The organism is Sporolactobacillus terrae DSM 11697 (genome assembly GCF_000648615.1).
Lineage (GTDB): Bacteria > Bacillota > Bacilli > Bacillales > Sporolactobacillaceae > Sporolactobacillus > Sporolactobacillus terrae.
The window spans coordinates 116,199-129,245 of the sequence record NZ_JFZC01000041.1 but is presented as its reverse complement, the minus strand read 5'-3'; the positions used below and the strand labels follow the sequence as shown (position 1 = coordinate 129,245).

Sequence of the window (13,047 nt, the reverse complement as noted above, 5' to 3'; positions counted from 1 at the left end):
AAACTTGATCTCGATCATGTTTCGTTTGCCAACATTATTATATAGTATAGGTGATACAAATTCTCAATTAAACAATAAACCATCCATTTAATGATAAAGGGGCGTTTTCAGTGCAACTGCTTACATGTGAAACTCATTCCGCTTTAAAAGAACGACTGTATCATGATGAATACCAGACCGTGATGCACCTCTCCTTGAAAAAAGGCCAAAGCATTCCCGAACACCATGGCGGTGACGCAGCCGTAACGGTCATCCCCGTTCGCGGCGCAATCGTCTTCACCGCTTCCGGACAATCGGAACATCTGGTACCGGGCAAGCTTGTCCATTTGAACGCGCAAGAGCTCCATTCGCTCAGTGCCGAAGAAGACAGTGATGTGGTACTCGTGAAATCCGCCGCCGGTCCGGTAGGCGGCTGCTAATTCGCATCAAGAACAAGGAAGTGACTGCTTTGGAAGAAAAACAACATCAATACACACGTGTCGATAAGGATACCTGCATTTCCTGCGGTGCGTGTGAGATGGCTGCTCCGGACATCTTCAACTACGATGATCAAGGGCTCGCTTTTTCAATCATTGACGGAAATAAAGGGATCCAGCCGGTTCCTGAAGAATTATTAATAGATTTAGAGGATGCCTATGAAGGATGTCCTACAGAATCGATACTTGTATCAGACAAACCCTTTTGACCCTACAGGTGATGCATGTGAAACGAAAAATTAAACGAATCTATGAATCCGTTCAGGATGACGATGGTTTGCGCGTTCTCATCGACCGTTTGTGGCCAAGAGGTGTATCGAAAGCCAAGGCGCAGCTCGATGAGTGGATGAAAAATGTCGCGCCAAGTCCCGAGCTTCGCACACAGTTCAATCACAAACCGGAGCGCTTTGCAGCATTTGCGCAAGCATACCGGCGCGAATTGTCTGAGGATGCGGAGAAACAGCAGGCCGTGCGCCAGCTGCTTGACTGGAACCGCACGCAAAATGTGACGCTGCTTTATGCGGCGAAGGATCCCAACTGCAACCATGCGCGCGTTTTGCTGCATTATCTTGACGAGAAAGAAGCACCTGAACAATCATGACACCAACAATAATCGGCATTCTCGGTACAGAGAATCGCAACGGCGTGACCGCGCAAATGCTGGATGCTGTTCTCGACGGTGCACGCCAGCGCGGCTGCCGCATCGATACAATCGATTTAAATGACTATCGGTTAAGCATGAATCCGGAAGATTCTGAGGCACGTGACGCCATGGCACAGCTGGACGCGCAGCTCAAGCAGGCAGATGGTCTCGTGCTCGCTTCACCCACTTACTGGGGCGACGTATCCGGGTTGATGAAGCATTTTCTTGACTGCTTCCGTCCTCAGCTCGTCCGCTTCACGAAAAAAGGGGAACCCATCCCTGGTGATTATCGTGGAAAAAGCTATGTACTCTTGACCAGCTGCTACACCAGCAAGAACGTCAACCGGTTCAGTGGCATCACGGATCAAACGTTTCTTACGATGGATCGGCCACTTCAGGCAGCCGGCATGCACCGGCTTGCCGAAGCGGTATGTACGGATACATTCGGGGTAACCACCTTGCCGGAAGCAAAACAGGTGGCCTGCAGAGCGATCGGTCAGGACATGCCGCTACGTATCCAAAAAGGAGGATTCACTTTGAAACGCTACATTCAGCTTTTCTTTATGCTGGCCTTCACCATTCTGATTGTTATGGGGATCCAGCAAGGATTGGCGGCGATGCATCTCATTCAATTGCACCGCTTTTGGATCAACTATCTCTCCTTTGTGATTCTGAGCTACCTTTTTCTTTCCTTAATGCTCCGCTATTTCGCCGTTCGCAAACACCGGCGCACCTAAAGCAAACGGTCGTCCGCTCATGATTGAGCGGGGCGACCGTTTTTTATTAATACTCAGTTGACGCTACGTGCTTTACGGGCATCGATGATCCAGAAGTACATGCTGATTAAGATCAGAACCATCATGAGTGCGCTATAAATGAATACGGCATTGTTCAAGCCGACCCAACGCGCGGCAAATCCGAGGCCAAGGATCGGCAGGCTAACGCCGAGATACGTGACGACGTAAAACGAAGCAATAATGTCGCCGCGCGAAGCATCCGGGGAAATATGATTGGTCAGCGCAAGGCTGCCGGCAAAGGTCGGACCATGGCCGAAACCAATCAACAGTGTCGTTAAAAAGAGAAAGACAAGCGATTTTGTTTCAAGCGTCACAATGAGCGAAGCAAGACCGAGCAGAGTCACTGCAAAACCGACAAGCGATAAGCGCTGAAGCGGTAAATTTTTCAAGACGATTTGACTGATCGTGGACACACTGAGCACAAGGGCAACAATTGCGCCGGCAACAGCCAGGTTGGCGCTGCCGACAAGCTGTTCGGTGTAACTGGGAATAATCGACAGCATCAAGCTCATCAGCGACCAAGCGATGAATGAAGTGATGCCGGAGAGATAAAAACGGCCGAAAAGTTCACGCGGTACCGCCGGACGATGGATCCGAATCGCCTCCGGCCGCCTTACTTTTTCACGCATATAGAAAAGGCCGAGAAAACCGGGAATGGCGAGGAACATATGCACAAAGTAAGCAAGCTTCATTGGATGCGGTGCATATTCGCCAAGTAACCCGGATAAAACCGGACCCAATGCGTTGCCGATCGTTACGGCCATCGAGCCGACAAATGCGGCTTTAATCCGGTTTTGTTTCGGATCGAGTTCGGTCAGAGCGGCAACGGCCACCCCGTTCAGCATGCCAACAGAAATCCCTTGAAAAATACGTGACACAAGCAGCAGCGCAAAATTTGTGGAAAAGGCAAAAAGAAGTGAACCGACAACGGTGAAGAACACGCCGGGGATCAGCAGTTTTTTGCGTCCGATTTGATCCGACAGTTGCCCGGAAAGAATGATCGTCGGGATGACCACAATGGCGTAACTGGCAAACAGCAACGTCACCATGCCGACGGATAAATGCCATTGGGCGCGATACAAGGCCAGCAGCGGTGATGGGATATTAGTGCCGAGCAGCGTGATAAACAAGCTGTAGGCCACCAGCCAAAAAGCGACTCCGCGTTTTGAAAGAACGGCACTCAGGCTGCTGCGGGCAGCATGTCGGGCAACGTTCACTTGAAGCACGTCAGCAAGACTGCTTAGTTGCTGGATCACGTGCTCAATGAGCGGTGGTTCCGATTGCAGCGTAATTTTCATTTTTGAGGTGCATACTTTTTTGTTGGCGTCAACGGTTAAGGCATCAATATTTAGTCCGAATTGGCCAAAGAGTTGCGATACCTTTGCCAGTATGCCCGGCTCGTTCTTAACCGTTACAAAGATGCGATGCTTTTCCATGCAGCGTCCCCCCTTCTCGATTCGTTTCTTTTATGATATCATTCGTTTAACCATACATTAACTATCTGTTTTATCTCGTTAACATACCTTTTAAGTATACATAAGAAGGTGAAGGAACATGGACTTGAGACAGCTCCGCTACTTTTTGGCGATTGCCAAAGAAGGACAAATTACGCGTGCCGCGAAAAAATTATCTATAGAACAGCCACCGCTCAGCAGGCAGCTGAAATTGATTGAAGAAGAGCTCGGCGTCGCCTTGTTTGACCGACAAGGCAAGCGGATGCGCCTGACTGAAGCCGGCGAAACCCTGCAGAAACATGCAAAAGATATGCTTCGGCAAATGGACGACACCATCACAGAAGTCAAAGAAATCGACATGGGCCTTCAAGGACGGCTCAATATCGGTTCTGTCTTTTCATGCGCCTCCCTTCTTCCTGAGAAAATCGCCTGTTTTCGAGACCGCTATCCGCACGTCACCTTCAAAATTCTCGAAGGAGACCATGTTGTTTTGGGCGACTATTTGGCCGACCGCAGTATTGAACTCGTCGTCACACGCCTGCCGTTTGAATCAAACGATGATCACGCCAAATACGAGACGTTGCATCTGCCGTCCGATCCGTTTGTGATGATCGTCCCTAAGAATCGAAAATGGCAGCAAGCCAAATCTCATTTTCGTCTGAAAGATTTGGCAGCGACACCACTGATCGCTCTAAAAAGCGATAAGACGGTTCAACTCAATGAAAAAATCGTAAACGAATGCCTCCGCCTCGGCTTTAAACCGAATATCATCTGTGAATGTTCCAGTGTATCGATAACCATTGCACTCGTCACAGCCGGAATCGGCGTCACGATTTTACCGAAATCTGTTCTGACCGCCTTTTCCATCGCCGACATCGACATGTTCGAGCTGCCGGATATCACGGCTCGGTCGGAGGTTGGCATCATCTGGCTGAAAGACAGCTACTTAACGAAAAAAGCAAAGCGATTTATTGATCTCTTTCGTCAAGAATCCGGCCATTAAACGTATGCCTGGTGACGGTTCGCCAATCGCCCTTGCGCATGCAGCACTTCCGAAAACACCTAAAGGAGACAAGAAACGTCATGAAGATCAGAAAAGTCCGCAAATCAGATTTAGCGCAGCTCATCGAACTGGAAAACAGCGGTTTTACTCCGGAAGAAGCCGCAACCAAGCAAGCATTCATCACCCGTATTGAAACCATCCCCGACACGTTCCTCGTCGCTGAAGAAATGAATCAAATCATTGGCTACGTCAACGGACCGGTCATTTCCATGCCGCATATTACCGATGACCTGTTTGAACAAACCATACCCAATCCGGATCGCGGCGGCTATCAGAGCATCCTCGGACTTGTCGTCGCGCCGAATTGCCAAGGAAAAGGCATTGCCTCCCAGCTCCTGCGCGCATTGGAGGATAAAGCCCGTGAAAAAGATCGCTTGACGGTGACCCTTACCTGCCGCCAATTTCTTATCCCTTTTTACGAGAAGAACGGCTACACCAACCAAGGCATCGCCGCATCCGAGCACGGCGGCATGAAGTGGTTCAATATGGATAAACCGTTAAACGAATGAGGCGAGAGCATCCGCGCTCCCGCCTCATTCAACATGCCATTAGTGATGAACTTTCGAGTGTTCCGGTTTAAACGTTTTGCAGTCGGTTTCTTCGGTTTTTGATGCTTGGTTTCCTTTGTGACTCACCACATAAATCGCGTTTGCGGAACAGTGGTTTCCTTCATCCCAGAACGTGCAGTTGTTTACTTCGCACAGTACATCTTTTGCCAAAGCGGATCACCTCCCACGATTATTATGATCACCCACCCGAAATACATGCAGCGGCCCCTTTTCCAGCAAGACAAGGGTGGGTAAATTCAATCTAAAGCCTCAACGAATGGCGTTAAAAAGACAATTCTCATAGGTATTCACGATTTTTTCACGCTCCCAAACCATTGATGTTTCACAGAAAATGACCAAGAATCGAAACTATTTCATTTCCATGCTTTTTGTTATAATTTTTTTAATTATTAGCAGGATTGAAAAGATGAATTTTATTCACAAGTGGTATGAACTGATATGGTGGATTCCCTCTATGTTGGTGTTTTTACTTATTTTAATTGACAGTTTTGTGTTTAAAAGTAGCAATTTTTCTTATTGGACAAGGTTTGAAGGTCGTTTTTGGTATTTCAAGTTTTAAGCATTAATAGGTGATGCATAATATGGCAGGCATAGACGTGTATGGACCCGCCTCATTCATTGAAAATAAGAGAAATGAATCTATTTTACTTGGATTCGTTGGGCGATCATCGGGAGTAATTAACGTGAAGTAATCTTTCTTGAGGAGTCAACAAAACACCAGTATGATGGATAAAAGCAAATAACAAATCCTTACTTGGAATGTTCATTAAATAATTCCACAATAGTCATGAACGCTTTCGTAGTCTTATCTTGAGCGGCTTCAATCTTTGATAGGCGGACATTCGTTTCAATTTGAGCCGTTTCCAAGTTTCCGATCCGGTGGTTCATAATCGATTGTCCGTCACTCAATTCACTTAGACGTTTGTCCATTGATTCAAAGTGTTTGTCCATTGATTCAAAGCGTTTGTCCATTGATTCAAAGCGTTGATCCATTGATTCAAAGTGTTTGTCCATTGATTCAAAGCGTTGATCCATTGATTCAAGGCGTTGATCCATTGATTCAAAGCGTTTGTCCATTGATTCAAAGCGTTGATCCATTGATTCAAAGCGTTTGTCCATTGATTCAAAGCGTTGATCTATCGCGTCAAACCGCTTGTCTACGCTTCCCTTAAAATCCAACATAATTTTTCTCGTGTCTGTGAGCACCTCAAAAAGTTGGTGAAATTCACTTTCCTTGTCAGTCATACCGTCCCTCCTTTTGTGTGATTTCTGTTATTATACATCCATTCGGCTATAACCAAAAGTGTTTTCGGAGTATTCCAACAACCGTTTCATTTAGAAATCGTTTACCATCACGAACCTTCCATTTTTTGTGCAGCTGCACTCTCGTGTATATTTTTTCAGGACTTGCAGATACATCGTCATAGGTGCCATCCTTACATGTACCAACGAAAAGCGTCGCAGATGTATTGTTTCCGCCTTGCGTCTCGTAATGATTCGGATGCTGCGCATAATCAACGGCATAAATTCAACAAACGAATACGTGGCAATCTCATGAATTAAAAATGGGTCTTGTTCTACAAATTCCTGTGCTTCATCCAATGCCGTATCCATTAAGATTACTCCTCCGATTCGGGGATTTCTTCTACCAGAAACGATGAATTTCTTTTTTTATAATAATGGTTCAGCTAGCTATTATGCTGTTGCAAGTGTTTCTCAACTTCTTCGATCGGTTTAAGTCCTTTTAATTGCACTTAAAGTGTAAATTCAAGCCTGAAAAAAACTGTTTCACTACTGACTAGTGAAACAGCTTTTTCCGATTCAGGGTCGTTTGCGTTTTCTCATGAATGCACGCGATCGTCATTCTTGGTTTCGCCGTGGTCAAGATTCTGATGTTTTAATGAAGGAAAAACAATCTTATCAAACACGCCAACAAGTGAACCTTGGAACAGCAATGCGAAAATTGTTCCGATATTTATCGCAAGCAGGTGCTGACCGATGATCCAGCAGATCACGGTGATGAGGATTGGCGGCATGAAGGTCACTAGCTGAGCAATTGTCGCGCTCCCTTTAAAATACTTAAAGCGGATGATCTGCATCAAGTCATCAACAGGATGAAGCATGAGATTCACACGTTGATAGATCGAAATGGCAAGTGAAATGAGGCAAACACCGAAACAATCCATCACCACTCGGACAATCAACGGAAGATCGTTTATCCCCCACAAGATCAAGTAATTACTGAGTATCCCGATTAAATAGCTGAACGGAACCATGAAGATGACGTTCCCTATGATGCGGTGCCAGTCCAGTTTGCCGATAATCACAGCATTGGCAATAATGACAGCCACACCGAATGCAAACAGTACGACAGCAAGCGGAATGCCTGTAATAAAAGTAAAATTCACTGCAGAAGCCGTCCACAGCGCACTGCCAAGATTAAGCGCAACGGTCAATGCATTGCCTAAAGAATTAAAAAGAATTGAAAGGGCAAAGTAAATCAGATTTTCACTTTGTCTTCTGGTACGTACAGGTACAGCATGATTGGCAACCACGAAAATGTTCCTTTCTTGTATCAATCTGATGCTTCGTTTCAAGCATCACTGGTTGAGTGACGTTGTCCGTGCCGGATCACTCCTCTTCATCCCAAGGACAAAAAGGTTTACCGACATACTTTAGCTAGCGTATTACTTTCTGCACGCGGGATCAATGGGAATGATGAAAAAATACTTTTTTATCGTAATTCTTTTTGCGCATCTTAAACGGTTGCCCCCCTTATCTAATAAAAAAAGTTGCGCTCGCCTAGCATTTAGCGGCTTCGCTTGTTTCGGTCAATCAGCAAAACGTCCGAAAACATGAAAAGACCGGGCAAAAAATGCCCGGTCTTTAATCCTCAATCCTGTTCTGTTCGGAGGATGGCTATATCACCAATGCTTTCCTTATTTGATCGTCAGGTGATCTTCCGGATAGATCAGATCCGAATCCAGATGATTTGCCGTCATTAACTGTTTGACGGTTGTGTCATGCTTATCGGCAATGGCCCAAAGCGAATCACCGGATTTAACGGTATAGGTTTGCTGCGGATCCTGCAGGTTGAGCTTCTGTCCCGGATGGATCATCGTGTCGGATAGGTCGTTCAAACGTTGCAGCTTTTGTACGGAGATGCCGTTTTGATTTGAGATTTCCCAAAGCGTATCGCCGACGCGTACGATGTAACTGCCATTTTTTACTGTTCCTTGTGAAGCTGAAGAAGCACTTGCACTTGGCTGCCGCACCGATGCGGATGGAGCCGACGGTGTTTTTTTAGAAACACTGCTCTTGGCTGTTTGGGTCGTCTGCTGCGCTGAGGAAGACGGCTGTGCGACCGGTGTCCTCTTCTGATCATCACTCGTTTGATTCTTCGCACCACTTGGCTGAGCCGATGCAGGCTGAGACACGTGAGTCGTTGAATCGGAAGCTGCAGAAGCTGCCTTATCTGAACTTGATTGTGCAGGCGCTGATGAAGCGGATGGCGCCGGCGCCGTTGATGATGCGGGCGTTGATTCTGCTGCCTGCTGCGAAACGGATTGGCCGGCGACAACTCTTCGCGCAGTCACAAAACGCGGCTCCCAATAGCTAGAGGCTCCTCCACCAAAGATTTGTGTTTCGCGAACCCCCGTTTTCTCCGTCTCCGCACTGATCATCCGATTATTGCCGACATAGATGCCAACATGAGAAATGCCGCTGCCTGACGTATTGAAGAAGACAAGATCACCCGGCTGCAGACCCCCACGGCTGACGGCTGTGCCGTAACCCGCTTGGCCGGCCGAGCTATGCGGCAGCTGCACGCCTAGTTTTGAAAATACGCGTTGCGTGAATCCGGAGCAGTCATTTTGCCCCCATGTATAAGATGAACCAACGCCCTGTTCAGCTACATTTACAACCGATGCTCCTGAAGCTGCTTGTGCCTGATGTGTTCCGAGACCTGTAACTGTCAACCCGCCGATTAGTGCTACGGAAAGGATGCTTTTTTTCATAAGTTGTCTACCTCCATTGCGAGCTCTAAAAGTATCTCTTTGTTTCTCAGTGTTTATGAACTTTTTCAACACCATTAATCATAGGCTCCGGACGTTGCATTCCAATAACATCCTATTGACAGCACCGATACAATCTGATTACAAAAAACGCCATCAAACTTCATATTTGCGCTATATATTCACATGGTTAACATTGGAAAACATTAATGGGTATTGTTGGTAAGACAAACCAAGCTGTACTTGGTCCTCAAACCATCCTGGTTTTTGTGTACGCTCCGATTGCTCGCTTGCCGCGGGCAGTCCAAGAGCCTCCTCAGACAGGCAGGAATCTGCGGGGTCTTGCTGGCACGCATCAACAACGCGCGATCCCGCAGGCGCCAGAGCATGAGGGGGTTCTTGGCCATTTGTGAGCGAATAAAAACGATCTCCATTTCATCTCACTTCCGTTTCATTAAGTATTCTGATCCTTCATTAAGTATCTCGTAAAATAAGCGGAGTTTTTTCGGTTATCTGCAGAATGGAGCGCGTTTCGGGGATAATAAGGGGAGGTTTTCCGTTTATGCAAAGCAAAATTCCCCATTTTCACGTCTTTTAAGTTGATAAGCGGAATCTCTCCGTCTATTAAGCTATTTTTTATTTTATTTTCTAATTAAGAGAACTTTTTCCGTCTATTCACTTTCACAGGACGCGGTTTTGAACCGTCAATGCTGTGCACGAACGACACTCAGGTTGCTCGCATCAACAGAGCGCGACCGCGGGCGATCCGAGCGTATCAAATGTATTGTGCCTGATGAAAAATGAAGAACGTTAATCAAAATGAACCAGAAATGAAATAATAACGATTTAGGAGCAATTGACGCGATCAATCACGGTAATCTTCATTCATCGGATCGGCTCATTTCTCGATAAGCGCATGCTTTCTATGATAAAATAATAAGAAAAAGGTGGTTTTGCCTGTTGCTTGGCACACTGTCCACATTGAACCCCGTTTTTCTCGCCCTGTTGGCCGGATTGTTTACCTGGGGCTGTACCGCTGCAGGTGCGGCGCTCGTGTTCTTCTTTAAAAATCTTGATAAAAAAATGGCGAATGTGATGCTCGGCTTCGCAGCCGGCGTCATGATTGCGGCCAGCTTCTGGTCGCTGATTGCACCGGCGATTGAGATGAGTGCCCACTTAGGCAAGCTCTCCTTTGTTCCTGCTTTAGTTGGCTTTCTGCTCGGAGGTGCCTTCTTGCGCCTCGTTGACCGGGTCACACCACATCTGCACCTTGGTATGCCGGTTACCGATAAAGAAGGCCCAAAAACACACCTGCGCAAAACCTTTCTGCTCGTGTTATCGATTACCATTCACAATATTCCGGAAGGTGCGGCGGTTGGTGTTGCCTTTGGTGCGGTTGTTGCCGGCCAACACGAATTGCTTATCGCCGCCATGGTTCTCGCTTTCGGGATCGGCATTCAGAATTTTCCTGAAGGCGCTGCTGTTTCTATCCCGTTGCGCGGTGAAGGCTTCTCCCGGACAAAGAGCTTCTGGTATGGACAAATGTCGGCAATTGTCGAACCGATCTTTGCGGTCATCGGTGCCTATCTCGTCATTCTTGTCACGCCGATTCTGCCCTATGCCCTGTCCTTTGCTGCCGGCGCCATGATTTTCGTTGTTATCGAAGAATTGATTCCCGAATCACAACGCGAAGGATCGACCGATCTGGCAACGGCAGCAACCATGGTCGGTTTTTCCGTCATGATGATGCTGGATGTCGCACTCGGATAATACCGGTATTAAACAAATGTTTATTTAGCGAAAAATCGGCGCGATCGGTGCGTAATCGACAAAGGCGCAGTCACTTAACCCGCTGCACAATCTGCATCGCCGCTTCCGCAGCACTGATTTCACTGACATCAATTTTAACTGTGCTCATTTTTTCATAGAGCGGCAGTCGCTCAATGCTTGCTTCAACGGAGCTGATCGAACGGATTCCTTTTTTCACATCGTGCAGGATATGCGCACGCAGCACCTCTTTCCTGCACATCAGTGTCATTTTATGCAGCTCATAGTCACCCTGGAGGCGTTTCAAAATTTCTTCAATGATCTGGTCTTGATGCATGACCCAGCAAAAAATAATGTAGTCGAAGCAGGAATTGGCGATATACGCATTCAACAGATAGGTAATATTACTGAGCACCATCCGTTTGTTCTCTTCACTGAACACCCATGGATTCATCTTCCAGCACCAATCTCCATCCAAGTAGACGCTTGGCTTCAGCTGTTTGCTCAGCTGCTCGGAGACGGTGCTTTTTCCAACTCCCATGGTTCCGTTAATCATAATTAGTTTTTTCATCGCCATTCCCCTTACCTTTTATGAAGCTGATCCATCGCCCTTGGGCCTTCAGACACCCGCCTGCGCCCGAGCGCTTATGTGCTCGTATTGATTTCAGGATCGGTCGCTTCTCCCCGTTCAACAAATCCTTCTCATTATAAACTTTTTTGATGCTTCAGCGGACAACTATTGGGGATCCTATCAATGCTTTTGGTACGGTTCTTCTCATGAATCGTGTTAAAATAGAGATCGAATGCATGATGCGTAAGCGGGGGATCAGTATGACAGCCAAACAGCGAATAATCATTGTCGGTGCCGGTATTTCAGGACTCGCGGCAGCCTTTTACATAAAACGTCACAAACCGAATGTCCATGTGACGGTACTGGAAGCAGCCGATCGAATCGGCGGAAAAATCAAAACGATTTATAAAGACGGCTTCACCATTGAATGCGGTCCTGAAGGGTATATGGCCCGTAGGAAGGGGTTGACCGATCTCATCAAAGCGATTGGCCTCGGCGATCAGCTTGTTCATTCCAAACTCGGCGGCTATTCGATTTATGTGAATCGCCGTCTGAGGAAAATGCCAAAAGGGGCCGTCATGGGTGTGCCGACAAAGCTGCTGCCAATGGTGACAACCGGACTTGTCAGTCCGTGGGGCAAATTGCGTGCGGCAATGGACTTGCTGATTCCGCATGTCTACCAAGACCGAGACCTGTCCGTCCGCACATTCTTTGAAAGGCGCCTTGGAAAAGAACTGGTCGCCAACATGATTGAACCGCTTCTTTCCGGTATCTATAACGGCGATCTTTCTGATATGAGTCTGGAGGAAACCCTGCCGCAGTTTGTTTCCATTGAGAAAAAACATCGCAGCCTGATTCTGGGTATGAAAACGCTACGCCCACCCAAACCGAAAGAGGCGATCACGAACAAGACCGGTGCCTTTGTCTCACTGTCAGGCGGACTAAGCACGCTGACCGAAAAACTTGCGGACTATGCCGACGAGGTCAGGCGGAACACAACGGTTTCGCAAATTAATGCTGGCTGTGTGACGCTCGAAGACGGTAGCGTTTTGAATGCCGATGCAATCCTTTTAGCTGCTTCTCCAAAACAATTTGGCCCACTGCTTCATTTTCCGGAAGCATGGGCACTTTCTAATGATAAACGTTCCTCAACCGCAACCGTTGCCTTTGCTTTTAAAAAAGAAGAAGTTGAAGCATTGGGTATCACGGGCTATGTGGTTTCGCGAAAAGAGCAGCTGCACATCACGGCCTGCAGCTTTATGGATCGAAAATGGCCGCATTTGGCACCAGACGGTTATGCGTTCGTACGTACCTATGTCGGCACACCTGAGGATCAAGCAATCGTTCAGCAAAGCGATGCGGCCATTGCGCAAGCAGCCCTTGCTGATTTGCGAATGATCAGTCGAATCGGCACACCGCTGTTCTCGATCGTCACGCGGCAAATCGACAACATGCCGCAATATACCGTCAATCACCAACAGCGCGTTCACGCGTTTGAAAACGCACTTAGCAAAATTGACGGCGTCTTCGCTTGTGGGGCCATGCTTCACGGAGTCGGGCTTCCGGATTGTACAGAAAATGCCCGACAGACTGCTGAACAAGTGGTTCATTATCTCAGCATTCTTGAGCATACACGCAGCTAATCGACTTAAAGCGTCAGACGTCGAACCAAAGCTGAAGCGCACATGCCTTCG

The 13,047-nt window shown here is 47.3% G+C and carries 15 protein-coding genes; 8 read left to right on the top strand and 7 right to left on the bottom strand.

Annotation, left to right across the window (positions count from 1 at the left end):
* The first annotated feature begins 110 nt into the window (after nt 1-110).
* The 4 genes from AA84_RS0109190 to AA84_RS0109175 are packed head-to-tail and all read left to right on the top strand — an operon-like array spanning nt 111 to nt 1,856.
* Complete coding sequence (locus AA84_RS0109190; protein ID WP_010027064.1) at nt 111-419, top strand: cupin domain-containing protein; 309 nt, start codon at nt 111-113, stop codon at nt 417-419.
* A gap of 29 nt (nt 420-448) precedes the next feature.
* Nucleotides 449-685, top strand: a complete 237-nt coding sequence (locus AA84_RS0109185) for a ferredoxin (RefSeq protein ID WP_010027065.1) — start codon at nt 449-451, stop codon at nt 683-685.
* Nucleotides 686-696: 11 nt separating this feature from the next.
* On the top strand, nt 697-1,077 hold the full coding sequence (locus AA84_RS0109180; RefSeq protein WP_028976945.1) for a DUF488 domain-containing protein: 381 nt from the start codon (nt 697-699) through the stop codon (nt 1,075-1,077).
* Entirely contained in the window at nt 1,074-1,856 is a 783-nt protein-coding gene (locus AA84_RS0109175) for a flavodoxin family protein (protein ID WP_037563323.1), read from the top strand. The genes AA84_RS0109180 and AA84_RS0109175 overlap by 4 nt, the downstream gene beginning before the upstream one ends.
* A 53-nt stretch (nt 1,857-1,909) precedes the next feature.
* Here the strand turns inward: AA84_RS0109175 and AA84_RS0109170 are convergent, their stop codons facing one another.
* Entirely contained in the window at nt 1,910-3,352 is a 1,443-nt protein-coding gene (locus tag AA84_RS0109170) for an MFS transporter (RefSeq protein ID WP_010027070.1), read from the bottom strand.
* Nucleotides 3,353-3,470: 118 nt separating this feature from the next.
* Here AA84_RS0109170 and AA84_RS0109165 point away from each other — a divergent pair, with 118 nt between their 5' ends.
* On the top strand, nt 3,471-4,373 hold the full coding sequence (locus AA84_RS0109165; protein ID WP_010027071.1) for a LysR family transcriptional regulator: 903 nt from the start codon (nt 3,471-3,473) through the stop codon (nt 4,371-4,373).
* Nucleotides 4,374-4,453: 80 nt separating this feature from the next.
* Entirely contained in the window at nt 4,454-4,942 is a 489-nt protein-coding gene (locus AA84_RS0109160; RefSeq protein WP_010027072.1) for a GNAT family N-acetyltransferase, read from the top strand.
* A 39-nt stretch (nt 4,943-4,981) separates the two neighbouring features.
* Here the strand turns inward: AA84_RS0109160 and AA84_RS18640 are convergent, their stop codons facing one another.
* From AA84_RS18640 to AA84_RS0109135, 5 genes are all read right to left on the bottom strand, one after another.
* A complete protein-coding gene (locus AA84_RS18640; protein ID WP_010027073.1) occupies nt 4,982-5,152 on the bottom strand; it encodes a DUF1540 domain-containing protein in 171 nt (56 codons plus the stop codon).
* 600 nt (nt 5,153-5,752) lie between these two features.
* Nucleotides 5,753-6,247: a hypothetical protein gene (locus AA84_RS18385; protein WP_051577908.1), complete on the bottom strand. Its 495-nt coding sequence runs from the start codon at nt 6,245-6,247 to the stop codon at nt 5,753-5,755.
* Between the two features lie 90 nt (nt 6,248-6,337).
* Complete coding sequence (locus AA84_RS19210) at nt 6,338-6,616, bottom strand: hypothetical protein (RefSeq protein WP_028976943.1); 279 nt, start codon at nt 6,614-6,616, stop codon at nt 6,338-6,340.
* A 227-nt stretch (nt 6,617-6,843) separates the two neighbouring features.
* Nucleotides 6,844-7,557, bottom strand: a complete 714-nt coding sequence (locus AA84_RS17535) for a YczE/YyaS/YitT family protein (protein ID WP_010027557.1) — start codon at nt 7,555-7,557, stop codon at nt 6,844-6,846.
* A 384-nt stretch (nt 7,558-7,941) separates the two neighbouring features.
* A complete protein-coding gene (locus AA84_RS0109135; RefSeq protein WP_028976942.1) occupies nt 7,942-9,018 on the bottom strand; it encodes a C40 family peptidase in 1,077 nt (358 codons plus the stop codon).
* 957 nt (nt 9,019-9,975) lie between these two features.
* Between AA84_RS0109135 and AA84_RS0109125 the strand changes: the two genes are divergently transcribed.
* Complete coding sequence (locus AA84_RS0109125) at nt 9,976-10,785, top strand: ZIP family metal transporter (RefSeq protein ID WP_010026009.1); 810 nt, start codon at nt 9,976-9,978, stop codon at nt 10,783-10,785.
* A 70-nt stretch (nt 10,786-10,855) separates the two neighbouring features.
* On the opposite strand, the gene AA84_RS0109120 is transcribed toward AA84_RS0109125, so the two are convergent.
* The gene (locus tag AA84_RS0109120) at nt 10,856-11,353 is read right to left on the bottom strand and encodes an AAA family ATPase (protein ID WP_028976940.1); all 498 of its coding nucleotides are present in this window, start codon (nt 11,351-11,353) and stop codon (nt 10,856-10,858) included.
* Between the two features lie 260 nt (nt 11,354-11,613).
* Between AA84_RS0109120 and hemG the strand changes: the two genes are divergently transcribed.
* Entirely contained in the window at nt 11,614-12,996 is a 1,383-nt protein-coding gene (gene hemG / locus AA84_RS0109115) for a protoporphyrinogen oxidase (RefSeq protein ID WP_028976939.1), read from the top strand.
* Nucleotides 12,997-13,047: the final 51 nt, after the last annotated feature.